Genomic DNA, 20,523 nt, shown 5'->3' with positions numbered 1-20,523 from the left:
TTAGTTATTCCAAGCTTCAGGGGCAAAGAGGTAACCTTGTCCCCAAACGGTTTTAATTCTGAAAGGTGTCTCGATATTATCGTTGAGTTTTTTACGTAATCTAGAGATACGCACGTCAATTTTCCGATCTTTACCATCGAAATCAATATTGAGTAACAGCTGATAAATATACTGACGGCTGAGCACTTGGCCAGCTTGTGAGGCCAGTAACCACAGCAACTCGAATTCATGGCTGGTGAGATCGATTTCAGTTTCATTGAGGCGAATCGCGTGGGTATGCGGGTCGATACTCAGTTTACCAAAGGTCAAACAGTGGGATTCCGCCTGAGGTGGCTGATTCTGACGACGAAGTAAGTTGTTAATCCGCGCGACTAACAGGGCAGGATCGACAGGCTTAACCACATAGTCATCGGCACCGAGTTCTAAGCCTTTGATTTGATCTTCGCTTGAGCCAAGTGCGCTCATTAGCAGGATTGGGCCTGCAAAATAATCGGGCAGTTTCTCACACAGGGTGAGGCCATCCATGCCCGGCAGCATAATGTCTAACAGTATGATATCTGGTTTGTAATTGATTAATCGCGTTAATACTGTGTCGCCACGGCGTTCAACTTCAACATGCATACCATGGGATTTTAGGTAATCTACAATCAAGTTTGCTAGGCGAACGTCGTCTTCAACCAATAATACTCTGTGGTTCGATTGTGGGCTTGTCATTAAAATAAACTCCAAGGGTTGCGGTAACGTCTGCGAACCTGAGGTTGTGATGCAGAAGTGATTTTAAGTTTGGCACCAGCCAAAGTTTGGTTACTGTCTTTACTCACCATGACAAATTGAATATCCGTCATAGTGTGGATTTTCATGCTTAACGTATGGGTTGAAACTGAATCACTGCACCATTTTGGATAGGCGGCATTGTCGGACAAAATACAGATAAGCTCATCTTTGGCGAGCTCCCACTGCAGTTCAATATAGACGTCGCAGGCCTGAGTTTCTGAACTAGTAATACAAATTTCGGGTGTGAGTTTAAGTGACGAGTCGCGAGTTTTAGCTTGAGCAGAACTTGGGCCCATCAAGCCGAGGCTTAGACCAAGAAAGCAAAGCAAGCTTAACTGAGGCAGCGTCACTAACGTTAGAACCTATAGGCTGCGCCGATAAAGTAGGTGCTGCTATAGTCTTGGTCTAACAAGGGACTGGCGGCAATCTCATCGGCAATTAGAGTGTAACGAACTGCCAAGAGTAGATCCCAATTGTCAGTTAATATATAACGGGCCGTCATTTCCGCACCTTTATCCCAACCTGATTTTGCTTGATATTGTTCACTCCAATAGGCGTTTTCACTCGGTCTAACGCCATAATAATAATCCACTACTGCTTGGCTCTTCCAATCAAACACCAGTGCGAATTCAAAAATGAAACGATTGTAATCCCAGCCATAGGTCCATTTTATTTGTGCTTCTGAACCTTGATGAACATTAAACATATCATGGGTGAACGCCAATCGAATAATGCCGAGTCGGGTATAGATGAATGCTTCGGCACCACCAAGTAGGGTGAAGTTCCGTGTCTCTAAAGAATTAAATTCACGTTCGGGCTCTGTCGACAAAGACATACTATTTATCGCTTTGGCTTCGACTTGTGTGCCGCGGTTCAAAAAGATATTCGATGGGTCCCATCGGTAGAAATAGGCTCTATCTAAGCTATAACTGGTGACGAGATTGAACGTGAAGCTTTCTTGCTCGGCTAAGGTGTAGCCTAAATTACCATTATCGAAGAACCAGTGTTCGCCGTAATAGGCCACTGTAGGGATAAAGAACAGTGGAATATCGTCAAAATCCTTGAGTGGATTGCTTTTTTGTCCCCAGCCAATGGCGACGCCTAGATCCCAGTTGTTCATCTCAATGCATTGATTTTCTGATGCGCAGGTTTCTTTCGCCATTCCGACAGAGGGCAAAATACTTAAACTTGTAATGAGGACAAAAAGGATGCGATACATGATATAACGATTAAGGGCTGAGGTTAATAATACAGGAAAATAGATTAGCATTTTATGCCCAATCCAACAGTGGTTTCATTCGCAGGGATGCAAAATGATACAGCTATCAATTAAATAGTAAATTTGTAGATCGCACAATACCTTGATAGTCATGCTAAAAGCCTATTTTGGTGGCTTTCATACGGTTAATTGTAGATGTTAAATTTTGTATTCGATACGTTTCGTCTGTAACTGAAATGATATTTATTGTGAGCTGAATAGCTGTGTTGCTTGAAAATAATAATGCCATTCGCAGAAGTGAATGGCATTGAATGAAGCTGAAGAACGCGCTTTTGTGGTATTAACGTTGGGATTAGAATGAAGATTAATTAACCTCAGTAACCGACTTGTAGCCCATTTCTGTCAGCTGATCGTTTACACAATCAAGCACATATTGTTTTAGCTCTGCATTTTCGACTTGATCTTCAGAGGCCATCTGCTGGCACACTTCTTTCAGCTGAGCGATATCGGCTGCGGGCGCAGGCGGTAAAGATGAGTCGTCAGCAAGGGTCGTGAAGCTCACTAATGCCAACAGGGTGAAAACAGCTGATAACTTATTCATTTTATTTCCTTTAGTTATGTATTGTTAACTACAGATTAAGAAGCATTCTCTTAATACCACTGCGCCAACATCTGCAATTTATCACTGCTATTCTGTTTTAGATATAAATAATTTTTACCTTTTGGCGTTGAGGATTTTTAGCTTATTTTCCCTTGATTCGCTTCAAGTAAATCTGATGCTTAAGTGCTGTTCAATAGACTTAGCTTTAGTCATTATCCCAACAGATGAACCTGTTGAGTTTGGCTTCAGCGCAAACGGCTTTGTGCAAAGGTTATGTGCAGAGTGAGTTGTGCTTAACTCCTGCATTATCTTCGTAGGCTAAAATAGGCTAAATCTGGCATCCCAGAGTTGGTTTTTTCAAAAGTGCCACTTACATCACCTTAACCACTTATTTGCGATTAAGTGCAGTATTCTTGCTATTTTAGCCCTAATTTTGATTAAGGTTTTAAGGACGCTTAATACTAAACTATGCGGCAGTTATAAAAAGTCGCATAAAATGCGATATGACGCAGGTTGTAGTCGGCTTTCTTCCTAGAATATTGAATTGAAAAGAATTAATTTTTAATCAAAATTAGGACTCGGTTTATTTTCAGTATGTTTAATTTTAAGTGTATGTTTTTATTTTGTATTTATTGCTACTTATTCATTTTTAATGATTTCGTTGCCAAGGTTGTGGCTATCCTCTAGAATGCGCGGCTCTCGCAGGTGCGCGAACATAAGGTTTACGGTTAATGCCGTTGATTTTTATTGAATTATTGATTTTTCTCTAGGGGAACTCTGTGTCTACAAAACTGGCTAATCCAGCGCCATTAGGTTTAATGGGCTTTGGTATGACAACGATTTTGTTAAACATCCATAACGCGGGATATTTCCCTATTGATTCTATGATCTTAGCCATGGGGATTTTTTACGGCGGCATTGGTCAAGTGATTGTGGGTATTATGTGTTTTATGCGCGGCGATACTTTCGGTACGACGGCATTTACCTCTTACGGGTTGTTTTGGTTAACATTAGTGGGATTAATCTTAATGCCTAATGCGGGCATTGCGGCGAGTCCAACGTATTTTATGGGCTGGTATTTAACGCTTTGGGGCATATTCACCGCATTTATGTTTGTGGGTTCTTTGCGTTATCCACGAGCTAAGCAGTTTGTATTTGCTTCTTTGACGCTCTTATTTTTCCTGCTGGCTGCGCGTGATTTTACGGGTAGCGCCTTGATTGGCACGATTGCTGGCTTTGAAGGGATCATCTGCGGTGCGAGTGCGATTTATTTTGCGATGGCGCAGGTGCTCAATAATGAGTATGGCCGCACGATTTTACCGGTTGGTGAATTGAAAAAGTAACGATTCAGCGATGGATAGTAGTGAAAAAGGCTGATGAAGATCAGCCTTTTTTATGGATGTTTTTTAGCGGGACTAGATTTTAGTTTTAATACAGGCCGCAGCCGCCTCATCTAAGCTACGCAAGGATACATAACTCGTGCCTGCCTTGTGGGTGATCAAGAATCCTTTTTCAGTTTCTTTAATCCGGTAAATGTCGGTCCATAAAATTTGGCTGGTCACTGACATGGATTTAGTGTGGATCCCTTGCTCATCAATGGTGAGAGTGACCTCATTGCTGGCCGCTTTACTCATCATTTGACGCATCAACCACCATGCCTTGTGATACTTCACATTGAGTGCCTCGATAACGCCGAGTCCAACGAAGAAGTAAGCTAAATACAGGCTAATGTCGGCGAAGATCAGCGCGATACCTATCAGGGCCAACCCTATGGCTTTGTAGTAAGGTTTGAGCGTGGGATCAGGCTCGACAGATTGGGTATAGCACTCATCGAAATGGGCTTTATCTAAAATATAGGTCGTTGAGTAAGAATAGGGTGTCGGCATAATGTTATCTACTTTAGGTGCAGCTTAATGCGGGCTAGTGTAGCGATTACAGTGATGAAAGTAACTAAAGTAACGAATGCATAAAGTTGCTAGTGTATTAAGTCGCTACGTATAAAGTAGCTAATATCTAAAGTGCTATGGTCGTTCGCGTGAGTATGGGTAAGTGCGGCGTCGCGTCCTAGGCCAATTTGGGAAGGATCTCCTTGATGAAACTAACTCTGGGAGTTGGACAGAAATGCTGCAACGGCTATATTAGTCTTGTCGTCAGCGTTATTCGATCCCATGAGTCCCTCAAGGAGTGCGAAAGCATAATGGCCTTAGTCCCTAAAGATTTTGTTAATTACAAATCAACGCCGGTTTTCAGCCGTGACAACGTCCCTAAAATGTTGTTACACATGCACAATACTAAGGCTGGCGTGTATGGGCAGATCCAAGTGCTAACGGGCAGCTTAAAGTTCTATGGCTATACAGGCAGCAGGGGCGAGTTAGATAAAGAAATCATCATTCGCGCCGGTGAAACGGCCATTTCTCATCCCGAGTATTGGCACAAAGTGGAGCTACTGACTGAAGATACCCAGTTCAGACTCCATTTTTATGCACATAAGGATTCGGTCATAGTGGCACAGCAGCAATCCGAGCGAAGTGAATAGTCTCTAGCTCCTAGCACTTAACATCTAGCAACTAACACTCAGTCCAATTCGCACGGTTCGCGGCTGCAGTTGGCCACTTTTTTAATAACGACTTACGCTAATACCGCTAATAGCGATTTCGCTCCGCTGGAATATCAGTTAAATACTCGACAAATTCCACTTCAAAACCATGGGCGTCAAAGAAGTAAATATTACGTCGATAGGGATCTTCCATGCCATCTTTGGCAATCGGGAAGCCTGCTTGGGTCAATCTTGCTATCACAGCATCTAAGTTGTCGGTGACAAAGGCAAAATGCGCCAGTCCAATTTGATGGCCAGTTAAATCTCGGTTTTCTCCCTCACCATTATCACTAAAAGCAATGTATTGATAATCATCGCCAAAATGAATCCAATTGCGAGGTTTGCCGTACCAAGTGCCCTTATCGCCACCGCGTACACGCCAGTGGGGAAAAGCCGCCTGATAAAAGCGCAGTGCTGCGGGGATGTCGTCTACCACTAAGTTGATATGCTCTAAATGAATCATAATGCGTTCCTTGTAATGATTTTAGTCTGTTGCTGGTGGTTAAAATCTCAAGCCGCTTACATACCGTAACAGTATTCCTGCTGCTTTGGGTACGCTTGTCCGGCATGTTGTTGACGAATGGGCGCTAATGCTTGGGCGTATTGATGTAGCATATACAAGCTGTACTGCATTCTTTCCCTGAGTGCGATATCGCGGGCTCCCTCGGGAACGGCATTGAGTACATGGCTGACATTGCGGATGATCAAGTGATCGGGAATAGGCACTAATTTATTGTTTTTGAGTGCATTCATCTTCACTTCAACGATGGGATAGGTACCGCCAATCCCGTTCGATACTGAGATTAGCAGTGCCGGTTTATGGGCGGTTTCTTCGCGAGTACACATCAATAAAAAGTTCTTCAGTAGTGGCGATGCCATGCCGCCCCATTCAGGGGTGATAAGTACCAGCGCATCGGCTTCGTCGACGCTTTGCTCTATTTCGGGCCAGTGCTCCCCCTTGTTGTCTTCCTCTCCATCCCAAAATGGCAGATTAAATTGGCATAACTCTAAGTGATGTATGCTGGCGTAACCCATAGCATGGGGAGATGAGAAACTGCTTTCTGCAATGTAGCGACCGACTTTAGCACTTTGGGAGTCGGGTCTTTGGCTGGTGCTGATGATGAGTAACTTCATTAAGTAAACCTATTTGTTTATAAATTATTTATAAGGTAATTACTTTATTTAATCTTGTAAAGGATAAAGTAAATAAAAAAGTTTATTTAATCTGTTAAAGCGGTACTGGATCGGAGATAATGCGCTGGCTAACATCGGAGAGTTCAGATGAAAACCACTGATAAGATTATTCAATTGCTCAAGTTACATGGCCCACTTACCGCTAAAACCTTAGCGGAGGAATTAGCGTTAACGACGATGGGTGTGCGTCAACATCTTCAGGCATTGGAAGACGCAGGCGATGTGGACATCGAAGATAGAGTGGAAGGTCGTGGTCGCCCAACGCGTTACTGGAGATTAACTGAACAAAGCCGCAGTCATTTTGCCGATCGTCATGAGGAATTGACGGTACAGCTAATTGATTCGTTGAAAATGATCTTTGGTGACCAAGGCTTAGATAAGCTTATCGACCACAGGGAGCAAAGTGCGTTAGTTCAGTATCGTGCCGCTATGGAAGGGGCGACAGATATTCCGACACGTTTGGCAATCCTTGCGAAATTACGTTCGAACGAAGGTTATATGGCGACGATGGAACAGGTAGATGGCGTGTATTTTTTACTCGAAAATCATTGTCCTATCTGCGCCGCAGCGACTAAGTGTTTAAACTTTTGCCGCTCAGAGTTACAACTTTTCCAGCAGTTATTCGCTGATATCGCGGTGGTGAGTCGCGAAGAACATATCATCGAAGGTGCACGCCGCTGTGCATATAAGATTGAGGCTATTCCTCACTAGTGGGACTTAAGCCGCTCATTTATGGCGCTTTACCTATGGGGTAAAACGCCACTGAGCGCCAACGCCATATATCAAGCGTTAGTGCGGAGCTTAGAACTTAGTCGCTTAGGGCTTTTCAGGTTCGTGATAGGCCAATAAAGTTTCGAAACGAGCATGTCCTTTAAGTTGTGAGAAATCCGCCTCATCTAAGGCCAGTTCCTTGAAGGATGCGCTGTTATGAATGGCGCGCTCTAAATCAGAAATCGCTCTATCTTCAACCCCTAAGCACGCAAAGGCACAAGCTCTTTGATAAAAAGCGTGGGCGTTAGTCGGGTCCACTTCCAGAACGCGATTACACAGGCTTTGTGCCCAGTTAAATTCACGCATTTCCATTGCGGCGTCGGCCTTGTAGGTCAGGGCTTCTAAATCCCCAGGTCGAATCGTGAGGATCTCATCATAGACTTCAATCTTCTGCTCTGGCGTTTGCGCACTTTGCGCCCGTAGCCAGAGGTTATGGATTTCATTGATAATCTCAATCTCGCGATTATTGTCCGTGATAGTACGGCTCTTACGCTTGAGTTCTTGCTCAAGTACTTTGAACTTTTCTTCGTATTGTTCGGCAATACTCTGCAGCTGGTTAGCAGCCAGTTTGGCTGTGTGCGTTTTGATTTCTCGCAGGGATTGCCAACCGATAAAGGCGACTAACGAGGCGACACCCGCGATGATGTAGAAGAAGTAAGTTACAGTGACATTGGCGTAATTCATCGATTTGTCGGCTACGGCGAGTTCGCGGTCGGTGATGTCGATGGTGAGACGACGCTCGAGATCCTGTTGATCGTGTCTGAGGGATTTAAGTTCATCGAGGACATAACGCTCGACCAGCGGTTTATCATGGATAGCGGAGGGGCGAGCCGCTTCAGGAGGATTAACTGCATCGTTCGCTTGGGCGAAAAAAGAGCTCGCTAGCGTCACTAAAAACAAGGCTAAAAATAGCAGGTTCGAACGTATTAAAGCGGGACTTGCGGATAAGTTTTTGATGCGGTAACCACTCACAGTAAGATGAATTGAGCGCCTAGCTTAACAAATTTTACCTCGTTCGATCCAATTTAGCCCAGAATAGCCTTTGTGATGCCCCTCAAGTTCGGCTTGCTATGAGCTGAACTTGCATCCTGCTAGAATGGCTATCCCATTCATATTTCGTCATTTGTGGTGTTATGCAATCTAAGCGCGGCCGACTCGATCGTTATCTTTGTACCCAGTTACACACTCACCGTAAAGCGGTGCGTGAACTGCTATTATCGGGCCGTGTGTGCGTCGATGGATTGATAGTGAAAGATATGGATAGGCAAGTGGATGAGTTTTCCCACATCCAACTAGATGAGCAAATACTGCAGGCTAATGCGCCCGTCTACGTGATGCTTCACAAACCGATAGGTGTAGTGAGTGCGACCAAAGACACTCAGCATAAAACAGTGATTGATTTGCTTAATTGCGAAGCCCGTGATGAGTTGCATATTGCTGGCAGATTAGATTTAAACTCTTCGGGTTTGTTGTTATTAACCAATGACAGCCGCTGGTCTGATGCGCTGATGTCACCTACACACAAGGTCGACAAAGTGTATCGGGTTACCTTAGCGAATCCCATAACCGAAGAATACATCGCTGCATTTGCCGAAGGGATGTATTTTGGCTTTGAAGATATTACAACCCAACCCGCTAAACTGGTTATCCTCGCTGATAACGTAGCTGAAGTGACTTTACATGAAGGTAAGTATCATCAAATCAAACGGATGTTTGGTCGGTTCCGCAATCCGGTTGTTGGCCTGCATCGATTATCGATAGGCGATATTGTGCTTGATGAAAAGTTGGCACCGGGTGAAAGTCGCGCACTGACTGCCGCTGAAGTGGCCTCTATCCGTTAAAAATGATGAACAGAAAAGTACATCAAGCATTCATTATGCTTGTCGCTATCGTTTGCCATGCTAACAATGAAAGCTAAGCACAAAAGCTAAGCATTCAAACGGACCTGAGCGTGAATTCCCTCAAGTCCGTGTCATGCCATTAAAGATCGGCGTGAGGGCCGAACACTTCATAGTGCATGCTTTCAGCCGCGACACCCAGAGCGAGTAGTTGTTGCTTGATGGCTGACATGAATCCAATGGGGCCGCAGAAATAATAACGTGCGTGGGGAAGCAACTGTTCGGCGACTTTACTTAACTCCATTTGCCCTTCGAAATCATAATCATCACCCAACTTATCGGTTGGGGCTGGCTCACGATACCAAACATGACTCGTCAGATTATGATGTTGCTGGCGCTTGGCGTAGATAGCCTGTTTGAACCCGTGTACGGCGCCTTGCTCACAGGCATGCAGCCAAGTGATAGTGCTGGGATGCTGCAGCTTGAGTAATTGATTGAGCATACTTTTCATCGGTGTTTGGCCTACACCAGCCGAAATGAGCACTACGGGTGTGTCCGCCGCGACTTCTAGGGTAAAGTCTCCCGCGGGTGGCATCACCGCGATTTTGTCGCCGACGTGTATCGCATCATGCAGCAGGTTTGACACTTGTCCGCCGAGTTCGCGTTTCACACTGATGCGGTAGCTGGTGCCATTTGGCGCATCGGATAAGGAATATTGGCGGATTTCTTCATATGCCAAATTCGGGTGTGTTAGCTTCAAACTTAAATACTGACCGGGGATAAAATCTTTAACGGGCTTGCCATCTTCGGGCGTCAATATGAAGGAGGTGATGACTGCTGACTCGGTATTTTTCGCGCAAATGATAAACTGACGCTCACCCAACCAGCCACCATCTTGCTCTGCATGCGCTTGATAAATCTGTGCTTCTCGCTGAATAAATATGTTGGCTAAAAATCCATAGGCCTGTGCCCAAGCTTCTAACACTTCTTCTGTTACCGCATCGCCCCCTAATTCTTTAAGCGTTGCCAATAAATGGCTGCCGACGATCGCATACTGCTCAGGTTTGATCAAAAATCCCGTATGTTTTTGGGCAATGCGCTCAACCGTTGAACTCAGTACCGCTAAGTTTTCGATATTTTTCGCATAGGCTGCGACGGCATTGAACAGGGCTACAGGCTGACCACCAGAATGTTGGTGCGCCAAATTAAATACATCTTTTAGTTCAGGATTATGTTTGAACATACGTTGATAAAAATGGGTCGTCAGCGCAGGACCTGCTGATTCGAGTAAGGGAATGGTGCTCTTGATAACTTGGATAGTACGGCTGTCCAACATAGAAAATCCTTAACGTGTAAATATTATGAATGTTTAATGAGTTTAAAGATCTATTTGATTTGGATCAATAGAGATTATCGCTATCTGTGCTATCGATAACGAGGCTGAGATCATTTGAAGTGTTCAATTGAAGGAGAAATTAAATCGAGAAATAATGAAACGGATATTCTATTTCAATGGGTTACAGATGATGTAAATAGAGGGGAGTTTGACTGCAACAGCAAAAATGGTTGCAGTCGTTTTGTGGGTGATTGAGTTAAATTAGAGCTTAAATGCGCTCACTTGATTGCGCATGCTGCTGGCGAGCTTAGTCAAATTAATCACAGATTCACTTAATTCAGCCGCCGAAGCTGTGGAATGCTCGGCGATATCGCTGATGGCAATAATGCTGCGATTAATACTCTCGGCAACGCTACTTTGCTCTTCAGCTGCGGTCGCAATGTGGGTATTCAGCTCGGTGATGCTGTCTACTGAGGTGACAATTTCTTTCAGCGCTTGACCCGCCTGATTGGCTTTATCGTTGGCATCATCTACTTGATTGATAAAGATTTCCATGGCGCTGACGGCTTCTTTAACCCCTTGTTGTAGGGTAGCAATCATGGCCTCAATTTCTTGAGTCGATTTTTGGGTGCGTTGCGCTAAGGTTCGCACTTCATCGGCCACGACTGCAAAGCCGCGACCTTGCTCTCCAGCCCGTGCGGCTTCGATGGCGGCATTGAGTGCCAGTAAATTGGTTTGTTCGGCAATACTCTTAATCACATCGAGTACGCGGCCGATGTTTTGGCTTTCATTAGATAAGAATCCAATGACCTGCGCCGTTTTTTGAATTTGATCAGAAAGCTGCGACATACTGCTAATCGATTGCATCACAATATTATTGCCGTTGGCGGCATAGGTATCGGCATCTTTGGCTGAATCCGCTGCGGCAGATGCGCTTTGGGCGACTTCGGCAACGGTGGCCGTCATCTCATTCATGGCCGTTGCAGTCTGCTCCGTTTCGGCTTGTTGCTGTTGCATCCGTTTATTGGTGGCTTGGGTGAAGCTACTTAACTCATTTGCCGAACTGTTGACCGTAGTTGCCGCCTCGGCAATCGAATGAAGAATGCCCCGTAAATGTTCAATTACTTGGGTGAGGCTCGTGGATATTTGCCCTAGCTCATCGTGATTAAAAGTGGTGAATCTGACGGTGAGATCTGAGTCTTGATGGATCCTTTTCAGTTTACCGAGGATGTCATTAATGGGATTCATCACGCTGCGATTGACCCAGAGTCCAATCACAATACTGATGATCATGGCGGCACAGGCTAATGCCACAAAAATAGTGATTGAAGATTGATAAATGGTATTTACACGATCTTTTTCTTCGCCCGCCACGCGGATTTGCAGTGCAATCAGTTCAGATATTTGGTTGCTGATAGGATCGATCGCTTGGTACAGCGGCAGGATATTGGCTGAGAGTTGGCTTGAAACATCGCCGTTTAATCCTCTTAAGCGCGAGATCAGGGTATCAATCTGTTGATTCGCGGGGGAGAACAGCACTTCGGCTTGTTTTACGAGTCGGGATTCTTCTGAGGTAAGCTCGGTAGATAGGTATTTTTGCCAATGTTGAGTAATAGTCGATTTGGCACTGTCTAGCGCTTCAGCCGCTTGCGAGGCGGTGAAACCACCCGCGTTCGCCTTATTGACCGCATCGATAACATCGACCGCATACTTATCGGCAATCACTTTTAAGTCATCCAGCGGCACCACTCTGTCGTTATAGATGCGTTCAACACCCGACTCAATGTTGCCCATCATATTAATGGCGAGAAAACCAATCGTCAGTAACATTGCAAGGGGGACCAAAATACCGATAAACATTTTTTGTTTTATTTGTAGACCGTTCATATGGGATAGCCTCAGTGAACTAAAGAGTCCTTTAGGCAGAGCTCGAGCTATCCCTATGATGAGTCTGTAACATTAGGTATAGCAAATCAGCGGAAAGAGGGGAGAGTAACAGAGGATTTATTTTGTTTTAGATACAAAAAAACCTCGCTAAGCGAGGTTTAAATGTTGGTACAGATGAGAGGACTTGAACCTCCACGCCCTTGCGAGCACCAGCACCTGAAGCTGGCGTGTCTACCAATTCCACCACATCTGCATGGCTATCCGAAATTTCATCGAATGAGTAATCATAAAACCGAAGAAACAATCTTAATGCTTTGTTTCATTCGTTGAACTGCAATTTGGTACAGGTGAGAGGACTTGAACCTCCACGCCCTTGCGAGCACCAGCACCTGAAGCTGGCGTGTCTACCAATTCCACCACACCTGCACTGTACCTATTGCAGTTCTCTAACATTAGTCGCTGAAGCAACCAATTTAAAGATGGTGCCCGAACCCGGAATCGAACCAGGGACACGAGGATTTTCAATCCTCTGCTCTACCGACTGAGCTATTCGGGCGACGGGCGCAATTTAAAGGCTTTTCGGGTTTTGAGTCAATAGATTTTTACTAAATAACGTAAAAAGTGACTCGGTTGGATAAGATTTACACGAAAGTGTCATTTACGCTGCAAGTGGCGAGCTAAAAATAGTCAAACCACTATCTACGCTGGGGACTTAGCAATATCCAGTGATGGGTTAACTTGGGTAACAAAGCAAAAAAATGCCCCTATTAAAGGGGCATTCTCGGCTAGTTTGATAAGATTTCATTGTTTGGATAGTTAGCTTGCATTACCATGAGCACGTTTTGCTTCAGCTTGCTCTGACCTAATTCGCCATAAGCTTCTATCATTATCTCTAATGCCCGTTCATTTGAAGGGGTGCCAGGATATGTTTCCATTACAGATTGTGCTCGGATTGCTGCGGCGCTCCATGCATTCATCTTGAGATAATATTCGGCAACTTGGATTGAATATCTTGCTAAGCGATTCTTCAACGCTAACATGCGTTTTTGCGCATCGGCGGCATATTTGCTGTTAGGGTAAGTTTTGATAAGACGATCAAAATCTTTGAAAGCATCTTGAGCATTTTTAGGGTCACGATCGGTTCGGTCGATATTAAGCATATCGTGGAACAAATAGTTGTCGGCTTGCATGTTCACTAAACCGCGCATATAGAACACATAGTCAATATCAGGGTGGGTAGGATTAAGACGGATAAATCTGTCTATGTTCGCAATCCCCGAAGCGACATCGTCCATTTTGTAGTAAGCATAAATCAGGTCTAACTGGACTTGAGTTTTGTGAGGTCCGAAGGGGAAGCGTGAGTCTAACGCTTCCAAAGAACGGACAGCTTTAGAGTAATTGCCAAGTTCCATAGATGTCCTTGCCTGAGTGTAAAGCACATCAGGTGACGTTTTGGCGGCAATATCGTTATCATCAGGGCTGCTGCTACAGGCTGATAACGCTAGTGAAAATAGGACTAAGGTAACGCCTTTGGAAAATTTATACATACTTGAATTCAATTCTTTTTAAGTTGTAGTTAAGAATTTTTCCATTTCACTATAAAATAGAAAACATCCGATTGTAACAGATAGCACACATTTTTTGACCCCTAAATGGGGATACGGTTCCTATGACACAAGAGATTAATCTAAAAAGCGAGATTTCGGCAACACAAACTGGACTGAGATTAGATCAGGCCCTAGCAGAGTTGTTCCCAGATTACTCGCGCACGCGCATCAAGGAATGGATCCTATCTGATGCAGTTCATGTTGACGGCGTTGTCGTTAATAAGCCCCGCGAGAAAGTTTATGAGCTGCAACAGATACTCATAGACGCCACGCTCGAAGAAGAAGTCCATGCCGCGGCGCAGGCCATTGATCTGGATATCGTCTATGAAGATGACGACATTATCGTGATCAACAAGCAAGCTGGATTGGTGGTTCACCCAGGTGCTGGCAATGCAGATGGCACTTTGATGAATGCACTATTGCACCATTGTCCTGATATTGAGCATGTGCCACGTGCGGGTATTGTGCATCGTCTGGACAAAGATACAACAGGTTTGATGGTCGTTGCCAAAACCGTTGAAGCGCAAACGCATTTAGTTGCCGCTTTGCAGGCCCGTGAAATCACTCGTGAATACGAAGCGATTGTTATGGGTACTATGACAGGTGGTGGTACAGTGGATGAGCCGATTGGTCGCCATCTTACTAAACGTACTCACATGGCCGTGCTGCACTCAGGTAAACCTGCGGTGACGCATTACCGTGTCGCGGAAAAATTCCGTAACCACACACGTCTGAGATTACGTCTAGAATCTGGCCGTACTCACCAGATCCGTGTGCACATGGAATACATAGGCCACGTGTTAGTGGGCGATCCTGTGTATGGTGGTCGTCCAAAACCGCCTAAAGCCGCGAGCCCAGAGTTTTTCGATATCCTGAAAAACTTCAAGCGCCAAGCGCTGCACGCAGTTCGTCTAGAATTAGCTCACCCAGTGAGTTGTGAAATCATGAGCTGGCAAGCGCCAATTCCTGAAGACATGGTGATTTTGACTAAAGCACTGCGTCAAGACACGGTAGAGCATCCGATCGAGTATCTCTAAGTGTTTGATCACGATTGGCCTGTTCCTGCTAATGTTGGCATCGCTATGACAAATCGTCATGGCGGTGTGAGCGTGCATCCCTATGACAGTTTGAATCTTGGACTGCATGTCGGTGATGCTGAACAGCAGGTGATGGCTAATCGTGAATTACTCTGCAAACAATTAGCGTTAACCGCCAAACCTGTCTGGCTTGAGCAAGTCCATGGTACCCATGTGCTCAATTTAGACACGCTAAGCTTAGCTCAGGCTGAGGATACGCCGATTGCCGATGCCAGTTATAGCCGAACTGCGAGCCAAGTTTGCGCTGTAATGACCGCCGATTGTTTACCTGTATTGCTGTGTAATCAAGCGGGAACCGAAGTGGCAGCGGCCCATGCCGGTTGGCGCGGTTTATGTGATGGCGTGATTGAGGCCACCGCGGCGCAGTTTAGTTCTCCTATGGATGAGTTGATTGCCTACCTCGGCCCGGCCATTGGTCCGCAAAAATTTGAAGTGGGCGTCGAAGTGAAGCACGCATTCTGTGGCTTACATCCACAGGCGGCTGCGTGTTTTATTCCCAGTGGTGACAAGTATCTGGCCGATATTATTGGCTTGGCTAAATTACGCTTGAGTTTACTCGGCATCAAGCATATTTATAGCGCCGATATCTGCACTGTCAGTGACACTGATTACTTCTCTTATCGTCGCGATAAGGTGACGGGGCGCATGGCATCGTTGATCTGGCTTAAGTCTTAAGTTAATTCCCCTACAATTTATATTTATTTCCGCGTTATCCGCTTGAATTTGGCTAAATAGCCCCCATCTTTTAACTAACGAAATGTAATACCAATCCTATTAAGATCTCTTCATTAGCGGTACTGATTTAACGCCACTAAATTGGCAAGATATCTTGTGGATTGGCATATCTCTACTATGTGAGTTTTAGGAGGCTGTATGCGACTCGATCGTATGACCAATAAATTTCAGCTTGCCATCTCAGATGCCCAGTCTCTCGCACTCGGGCGTGATCATCAGTTTATTGAACCGCTGCATTTGATGATGGCATTGTTGAACCAAGATTCAGGTTCAATCCATCCCTTATTGACCCAAGCTGGCATTCGCGTGAGTGCGCTGCGCTCGCTTTTGAGTCAAGAACTGGAACGCTTACCTCAAGTCGAAGGTACGGGCGGCGATGTGCAATTATCCCAAGGTTTAATACGTTTATTAAATCTGTGCGATAAATTGGCGCAAAAGCGTAAAGACAAATATATCTCTAGCGAGTTATTTGTATTAGCTGCGTTAGAAGGAGGCGATGCCCTCGCGCAAGCGTTGAAAAAAGCCGGCGCGACCAAAGAGTTGATGGAGCAAACCATTGAACAAATGCGTGGCGGCCAAAAAGTGGATGATCCGAACGCTGAAGATCAACGCCAAGCGTTGAAGAAATTTACTATCGATCTGACCGAGCGAGCCGAACAAGGCAAGTTAGATCCTGTGATCGGCCGTGACGATGAAATTCGCCGCACGATCCAAGTATTACAACGTCGCAGTAAAAACAACCCCGTCCTTATCGGTGAACCGGGTGTGGGTAAAACGGCGATTGTTGAAGGACTTGCCCAGCGTATCGTTAATGGTGAAGTCCCCGAGGGGATTAAAAATAAGCGCGTCTTATCCCTCGACATGGGCTCATTGATTGCGGGCGCTAAATATCGCGGTGAGTTCGAAGAACGTTTAAAAGCGGTATTGAATGAGTTAGCGCAGGAAGAAGGTCAAGTGATCCTCTTCATCGACGAGCTGCATACTATGGTCGGCGCCGGTAAAGGTGAAGGCGCAATGGATGCGGGTAACATGCTGAAACCTGCGTTAGCGCGTGGTGATTTGCACTGTGTGGGCGCTACCACGCTTGATGAGTATCGTCAGTACATTGAAAAAGATGCGGCGCTTGAACGTCGTTTCCAAAAAGTGCTGGTGGATGAGCCAAGTGTTGAAGACACCATCGCCATTTTGCGTGGACTGAAAGAACGTTACGAGCTGCATCACCATGTAGAAATTACCGATCCGGCGATTGTGGCGGCGGCGACTATGTCGCACCGTTATGTGTCGGACCGTAAGTTGCCCGATAAAGCGATCGATTTGATCGACGAAGCGGCATCGAGCATCCGCATGCAGATGGACTCAAAACCTGAGTCACTCGACCGGCTTGAACGTCGTGCTATCCAGCTCAAACTGGAGGAGCAAGCGTTAGCCAAAGAAAATGATGAGGCGAGTCGTCGCAGGCTTGATCATCTGCAAGAGGAATTACGTGACGTTGAAGCTAAAGCTTCAGAGTTGAACGAAATCTGGCGTACTGAAAAAGCCGCATTAGCGGGAACTCAGCACATTAAAGCCGATCTCGAACAGGCTCGAATGGACTTAGAAGTGGCGCGTCGTGCGGGTGATTTAACTCGGATGTCTGAGTTGCAATACGGTCGTATTCCTGAGCTTGAAAAACAGCTCGATTTGGCATCGCAAGCCGAAATGCAGGACATGACGTTATTGCGTAACAAGGTCACTGAGTTCGAAATCGCCGAAGTCTTGTCGAAAGCGACGGGAATTCCCGTATCGAAAATGCTTGAAGGCGAGCGCGAAAAATTACTGCAAATGGAAGTGGCGCTGCACGAGCGGGTGATAGGCCAAAACGAAGCCGTCGATGCGGTCGCGAATGCGATTCGTCGTAGCCGCGCTGGTCTGGCGGATCCAAATCGCCCGATAGGCTCGTTCCTGTTCTTAGGCCCAACGGGTGTGGGTAAAACTGAGCTGTGTAAATCACTGGCGAGGTTTTTATTCGATACCGAATCAGCCTTAGTGCGCATTGATATGTCTGAGTTTATGGAGAAACACTCAGTATCGCGTTTAGTGGGTGCGCCTCCTGGATACGTGGGTTATGAAGAGGGCGGTTACTTAACGGAAGCCGTTCGTCGTAAACCGTATTCGGTGATATTGCTCGACGAAGTCGAGAAAGCGCATCCCGATGTGTTTAACATCTTACTGCAAGTGCTTGATGATGGACGCTTAACCGATGGTCAAGGTCGTACTGTAGATTTTAGAAATACAGTGATCATCATGACCTCGAACTTAGGCTCCGACATTATCCAGGAAGGATTTGGTCAAGTGACCTATGCAGAGATGAAAGCGGCGGTAATGAATGTGGTTACTCACAGTTTCAGACCCGAGTTTTTAAACCGTATCGATGAATCTGTGGTGTTCCATCCATTGGATGCTGCCAATATCAAGCGTATTGCTTCGATACAGATTGCTTCCTTACGCCAACGTTTGGCGGAAAAGGACTATACATTGGAGATCACCGACGACGCATTATCATTGATTGCGGAAATTGGTTTCGATCCTGTGTATGGCGCAAGACCGTTGAAACGGGCATTGCAGCAAGAAGTCGAAAACCCGCTGGCGCAGAAATTACTGCGTGGCGACTTGTTACCGGGTAAACCGATCAAGGTTAGCTGTGCGGGTGGCGAGTTAGTGTTCGAGCAATAACCAGTAGCTAGTCACTTAGTTTTTTGTTTGAATGCTATACGTTAATCGCAAGCTTGAAGTTGGATAGGTTGAAATAGGCGAACTGAAATAAGCGTTCTTGAATGAACGAGCTTGAAATAAACTATCTTGCAATAAGAGATAGCGCTTTCTTAGTCAGTATCGCTCCCGCTTCAAGTACTAAAACGAAAGGAGCCGAGTTTTTAACTCGGCTCCTTTTTTATTGCATCAGCGTTAATCGTTGTTCATTAATGTAGTGGCATAGTAAATTTGGCTACTTCTTATCACAGAAGAGTTTGATTCTTTCCTGCTGCTGGGCAATCGAGGCTTGGCGGTGTTCCTCTGTCATAGCGACAGATTCACCCGAATCGGAAGTTTGGCGGATAAGCTTAGTGTGCGTCGTGAGAATATCTAAATTGTGTTTTGCACTCTCACAAATGGATTGAGCCTGTTTAGCATTTTTCTCTTTGATCAGCGCCGCTGACTTTTCTAATTCATTGGCTTCAGAAGTGGCTTCCGCTTTCTTTACCGGTGCGATAAAACCCACTTTCGCCTGCTCTAAATCTTCACTGTAGAGCTTTTCTGCTTTGATGTTTTCTTGTTGCGGGGCTTGTTGGCTGTAATGCGTCACCCCATTTTCGTCGACCCAAGTATAGATAACGCCCGCAGAAACGGGGCCAATGAAAAGGCCGAGCCAAAACCAGCGGCATAGCATAGTGCTGAACGTGTTCACTTTTAACATCGAAATCATCCCTAACTGGTCTCTCATCGACATGATAATAAAATATGTTATCTTGAAAGCTAACTTCTCTTCACCGAACTAGCGTAATAAGTGTATGCAAAATTCTTCAAATCAAACAGTAAAGAATAAAGGTATCTATTTATTACCGAACCTTTTTACCACAGCGGGTTTGTTTTCTGGTTTTTATGCCGTTATTGCTTCCATGAATGCTAACTTTGAAGCCGCAGCGATAGCCATTTTTATTGCCATGATTTGTGATGGGCTCGATGGACGAGTGGCAAGACTGACTAATACCCAAAGTGATTTTGGTGCTGAGTACGACAGTATGGCCGATATGGTGTCCTTCGGAATGGCGCCAGCACTACTCGCCTACAATTGGGCATTAGCGGACTTAGGTAAAATTGGTTGGCTGGCTGCATTTATCTATTGCGCAGGTGCAGCACTCAGGCTTGCTCGATTTAATACGCAAGTTGGCGTTGCCGATAAGCGTTATTTTCAAGGTCTCGCCAGCCCGGCTGCCGCCGCTGTTATTGCTGGCAGTATTTGGCTTGGTAACCAATACAGTCTCGATGGAAGAAATATCAGTTGGATTGCGGCCCTTGTTACGGCAGCAACCGGTTTACTGATGGTCAGCAATTTCCGCTATCACTCCTTCAAAGAAATTGATTGGCGCGGCAAGGTCAACTTTATCGTGATCTTACTGGTCGTCGGTGTGTTTGTGGTGGTGTCGGTGCAACCTGCATTGATTTTATGTGTCGGCTTCTACTTATATGCGATTTCAGGCCCGATCATTACGATTCGAACCTTGAGAAAGCTCAAAGTCGCTCACGTAGTAGGAGATGATGTCGCGGCGAGTGTCGAAACGAACTCCTCAGTCCAAGCCGCTGCACAAACTCAAGTCGTTACAGATCTCGAGAAAGAGAAACAAGAAGAGCATAAACCTTAGGGCTCGTGCATTTGATCATTGTTTATCTTTAGCTAGGTACAAACAAGAGTAAGACATCACACTGGGCATAACGCTTTTAGAGGTTTGCTGATAGATATAGCGAAAAATAGCTATCAACTTCTGTTTATGCCCATTCAATCTATTAAAACCTCTGCAATAGGTGATTTATTCTGCCAGACTTATCAACCCAAACAGCGATATTGCTCAATATTGCAGTATATTTCTGCAGTTTGGTGGTTATTCATTCGCTTGGCGCAGATTGTTAAAAAAGCCCTTGCACAAAATCCTCTGCTGCCTATAATGCGCATCCACTGACACGGCAGACAGCGTTAAGCAGCCTGGTGTGACAGTTCATCAATGAGTTTACTAATTGATGAGTGTTGAGAAAGTTTGCAAAAACTCCTTGACGCGAAACGGGAAATGCGTAGAATACGCAGCCCTAGCCACCTGGAAGCGTTCGACGCTCAGTGT

At 45.4% G+C, this 20,523-nt stretch carries 20 protein-coding genes and 3 tRNA genes; 8 read left to right on the top strand and 15 right to left on the bottom strand.

Translation table 11 applies throughout. The annotated features are described in order from the left end of the window. The 4 genes from BM607_RS14260 to BM607_RS14245 form a co-directional block, all read right to left on the bottom strand. Positions 1-714 carry a response regulator gene (locus BM607_RS14260; RefSeq protein ID WP_006080570.1) on the bottom strand — a complete coding sequence of 238 codons (714 nt, stop codon included), beginning with the start codon at positions 712-714 and terminating at the stop codon, positions 1-3. Next, a complete protein-coding gene (locus tag BM607_RS14255) occupies positions 714-1,124 on the bottom strand; it encodes a DUF3019 domain-containing protein (protein WP_006080572.1) in 411 nt (136 codons plus the stop codon). Before BM607_RS14255 ends, BM607_RS14260 begins: the two co-directional genes overlap by 1 nt. 5 nt (positions 1,125-1,129) lie before the next feature. Beyond that, on the bottom strand, positions 1,130-1,993 hold the full coding sequence (locus BM607_RS14250; protein ID WP_071940228.1) for a MipA/OmpV family protein: 864 nt from the start codon (positions 1,991-1,993) through the stop codon (positions 1,130-1,132). A gap of 364 nt (positions 1,994-2,357) precedes the next feature. Continuing rightward, complete coding sequence (locus tag BM607_RS14245; RefSeq protein WP_006080575.1) at positions 2,358-2,594, bottom strand: hypothetical protein; 237 nt, start codon at positions 2,592-2,594, stop codon at positions 2,358-2,360. A 779-nt stretch (positions 2,595-3,373) separates the two neighbouring features. On the opposite strand from BM607_RS14245, the gene BM607_RS14240 reads away from it, so the two are divergent. Beyond that, a complete protein-coding gene (locus tag BM607_RS14240; protein WP_006080576.1) occupies positions 3,374-3,937 on the top strand; it encodes a GPR1/FUN34/YaaH family transporter in 564 nt (187 codons plus the stop codon). A 72-nt stretch (positions 3,938-4,009) separates the two neighbouring features. On the opposite strand, the gene BM607_RS14235 is transcribed toward BM607_RS14240, so the two are convergent. Next, positions 4,010-4,480, bottom strand: a complete 471-nt coding sequence (locus BM607_RS14235) for a YcxB family protein (protein ID WP_071940212.1) — start codon at positions 4,478-4,480, stop codon at positions 4,010-4,012. A 311-nt stretch (positions 4,481-4,791) separates the two neighbouring features. Here BM607_RS14235 and BM607_RS14230 point away from each other — a divergent pair, with 311 nt between their 5' ends. Then, positions 4,792-5,130 (top strand): DUF1971 domain-containing protein, encoded by a 339-nt coding sequence (locus BM607_RS14230; RefSeq protein ID WP_071940213.1) that lies wholly within the window; start codon positions 4,792-4,794, stop codon positions 5,128-5,130. Positions 5,131-5,236: 106 nt separating this feature from the next. On the opposite strand, the gene BM607_RS14225 is transcribed toward BM607_RS14230, so the two are convergent. Both BM607_RS14225 and BM607_RS14220 read right to left on the bottom strand, forming a co-directional pair. Continuing rightward, positions 5,237-5,653 carry a VOC family protein gene (locus BM607_RS14225; protein WP_006080581.1) on the bottom strand — a complete coding sequence of 139 codons (417 nt, stop codon included), beginning with the start codon at positions 5,651-5,653 and terminating at the stop codon, positions 5,237-5,239. 56 nt (positions 5,654-5,709) lie between these two features. Further along, a complete protein-coding gene (locus tag BM607_RS14220; protein WP_071940214.1) occupies positions 5,710-6,324 on the bottom strand; it encodes an NAD(P)H-dependent oxidoreductase in 615 nt (204 codons plus the stop codon). Positions 6,325-6,471: 147 nt separating this feature from the next. On the opposite strand from BM607_RS14220, the gene BM607_RS14215 reads away from it, so the two are divergent. Next, positions 6,472-7,095, top strand: coding sequence for a metalloregulator ArsR/SmtB family transcription factor (locus tag BM607_RS14215; RefSeq protein ID WP_071940215.1), 624 nt, complete (start codon positions 6,472-6,474; stop codon positions 7,093-7,095). A gap of 105 nt (positions 7,096-7,200) precedes the next feature. Here BM607_RS14215 and BM607_RS14210 read toward each other — a convergent pair whose 3' ends face one another. After that, complete coding sequence (locus tag BM607_RS14210; protein WP_012088501.1) at positions 7,201-8,127, bottom strand: hypothetical protein; 927 nt, start codon at positions 8,125-8,127, stop codon at positions 7,201-7,203. A gap of 161 nt (positions 8,128-8,288) precedes the next feature. Between BM607_RS14210 and BM607_RS14205 the strand changes: the two genes are divergently transcribed. Then, positions 8,289-8,996, top strand: coding sequence for a 16S rRNA pseudouridine(516) synthase (locus BM607_RS14205; protein ID WP_071940216.1), 708 nt, complete (start codon positions 8,289-8,291; stop codon positions 8,994-8,996). Between the two features lie 139 nt (positions 8,997-9,135). On the opposite strand, the gene hmpA is transcribed toward BM607_RS14205, so the two are convergent. The 6 genes from hmpA to BM607_RS14175 form a co-directional block, all read right to left on the bottom strand. After that, entirely contained in the window at positions 9,136-10,329 is a 1,194-nt protein-coding gene (gene hmpA / locus BM607_RS14200) for an NO-inducible flavohemoprotein (RefSeq protein WP_071940217.1), read from the bottom strand. Positions 10,330-10,590: 261 nt separating this feature from the next. Continuing rightward, complete coding sequence (locus BM607_RS14195; RefSeq protein WP_071940218.1) at positions 10,591-12,216, bottom strand: methyl-accepting chemotaxis protein; 1,626 nt, start codon at positions 12,214-12,216, stop codon at positions 10,591-10,593. 166 nt (positions 12,217-12,382) lie between these two features. Further along, a tRNA-Leu gene (locus tag BM607_RS14190) sits at positions 12,383-12,469 on the bottom strand. Positions 12,470-12,555: 86 nt separating this feature from the next. Continuing rightward, a tRNA-Leu gene (locus BM607_RS14185) sits at positions 12,556-12,642 on the bottom strand. Positions 12,643-12,696: 54 nt separating this feature from the next. Beyond that, a tRNA-Phe gene (locus BM607_RS14180) sits at positions 12,697-12,772 on the bottom strand. A 229-nt stretch (positions 12,773-13,001) separates the two neighbouring features. Then, positions 13,002-13,763, bottom strand: a complete 762-nt coding sequence (locus BM607_RS14175) for an outer membrane protein assembly factor BamD (protein ID WP_006085778.1) — start codon at positions 13,761-13,763, stop codon at positions 13,002-13,004. A 122-nt stretch (positions 13,764-13,885) separates the two neighbouring features. Between BM607_RS14175 and rluD the strand changes: the two genes are divergently transcribed. The 3 genes from rluD (at position 13,886) to clpB (ending at position 18,367) form a co-directional block, all read left to right on the top strand. After that, positions 13,886-14,860, top strand: coding sequence for a 23S rRNA pseudouridine(1911/1915/1917) synthase RluD (gene rluD / locus BM607_RS14170; RefSeq protein WP_006080591.1), 975 nt, complete (start codon positions 13,886-13,888; stop codon positions 14,858-14,860). After that, positions 14,861-15,595, top strand: a complete 735-nt coding sequence (gene pgeF, locus BM607_RS14165; RefSeq protein ID WP_071940219.1) for a peptidoglycan editing factor PgeF — start codon at positions 14,861-14,863, stop codon at positions 15,593-15,595. It begins immediately after the preceding gene. A 198-nt stretch (positions 15,596-15,793) separates the two neighbouring features. Further along, a complete protein-coding gene (gene clpB / locus BM607_RS14160; protein ID WP_006080593.1) occupies positions 15,794-18,367 on the top strand; it encodes an ATP-dependent chaperone ClpB in 2,574 nt (857 codons plus the stop codon). Positions 18,368-18,638: 271 nt separating this feature from the next. Here clpB and BM607_RS14155 read toward each other — a convergent pair whose 3' ends face one another. Continuing rightward, positions 18,639-19,106 (bottom strand): DUF4124 domain-containing protein, encoded by a 468-nt coding sequence (locus BM607_RS14155; RefSeq protein ID WP_071940220.1) that lies wholly within the window; start codon positions 19,104-19,106, stop codon positions 18,639-18,641. 94 nt (positions 19,107-19,200) lie between these two features. Between BM607_RS14155 and pssA the strand changes: the two genes are divergently transcribed. Continuing rightward, positions 19,201-20,052: a CDP-diacylglycerol--serine O-phosphatidyltransferase gene (gene pssA / locus BM607_RS14150; RefSeq protein ID WP_071940221.1), complete on the top strand. Its 852-nt coding sequence runs from the start codon at positions 19,201-19,203 to the stop codon at positions 20,050-20,052. Positions 20,053-20,523: the final 471 nt, after the last annotated feature.

The organism is Shewanella sp. SACH (genome assembly GCF_001887095.2).
Taxonomy (GTDB): domain Bacteria; phylum Pseudomonadota; class Gammaproteobacteria; order Enterobacterales; family Shewanellaceae; genus Shewanella; species Shewanella baltica.
The sequence above is the reverse complement of the archived record's forward strand: the minus strand, read 5'-3'. Positions and strand labels throughout refer to the sequence as shown.

Bases quoted from the DNA above. Each gene is read 5' to 3' on its own strand.
- BM607_RS14260 (WP_006080570.1), bottom strand. From the start codon at position 714: ATGACAAGCCCACAATCGAACCACAGAGTATTATTGGTTGAAGACGAC.
- BM607_RS14250 (WP_071940228.1), bottom strand. From the start codon at position 1,993: ATGTATCGCATCCTTTTTGTCCTCATTACAAGTTTAAGTATTTTGCCC.
- BM607_RS14245 (WP_006080575.1), bottom strand. From the start codon at position 2,594: ATGAATAAGTTATCAGCTGTTTTCACCCTGTTGGCATTAGTGAGCTTC.
- BM607_RS14235 (WP_071940212.1), bottom strand. From the start codon at position 4,480: ATGCCGACACCCTATTCTTACTCAACGACCTATATTTTAGATAAAGCC.
- BM607_RS14230 (WP_071940213.1), top strand. From the start codon at position 4,792: ATGGCCTTAGTCCCTAAAGATTTTGTTAATTACAAATCAACGCCGGTT.
- BM607_RS14225 (WP_006080581.1), bottom strand. From the start codon at position 5,653: ATGATTCATTTAGAGCATATCAACTTAGTGGTAGACGACATCCCCGCA.
- BM607_RS14220 (WP_071940214.1), bottom strand. From the start codon at position 6,324: ATGAAGTTACTCATCATCAGCACCAGCCAAAGACCCGACTCCCAAAGT.
- BM607_RS14215 (WP_071940215.1), top strand. From the start codon at position 6,472: ATGAAAACCACTGATAAGATTATTCAATTGCTCAAGTTACATGGCCCA.
- BM607_RS14205 (WP_071940216.1), top strand. From the start codon at position 8,289: ATGCAATCTAAGCGCGGCCGACTCGATCGTTATCTTTGTACCCAGTTA.
- hmpA (WP_071940217.1), bottom strand. From the start codon at position 10,329: ATGTTGGACAGCCGTACTATCCAAGTTATCAAGAGCACCATTCCCTTA.
- BM607_RS14195 (WP_071940218.1), bottom strand. From the start codon at position 12,216: ATGAACGGTCTACAAATAAAACAAAAAATGTTTATCGGTATTTTGGTC.
- BM607_RS14175 (WP_006085778.1), bottom strand. From the start codon at position 13,763: ATGTATAAATTTTCCAAAGGCGTTACCTTAGTCCTATTTTCACTAGCG.
- rluD (WP_006080591.1), top strand. From the start codon at position 13,886: ATGACACAAGAGATTAATCTAAAAAGCGAGATTTCGGCAACACAAACT.
- clpB (WP_006080593.1), top strand. From the start codon at position 15,794: ATGCGACTCGATCGTATGACCAATAAATTTCAGCTTGCCATCTCAGAT.
- BM607_RS14155 (WP_071940220.1), bottom strand. From the start codon at position 19,106: ATGTTAAAAGTGAACACGTTCAGCACTATGCTATGCCGCTGGTTTTGG.
- pssA (WP_071940221.1), top strand. From the start codon at position 19,201: ATGCAAAATTCTTCAAATCAAACAGTAAAGAATAAAGGTATCTATTTA.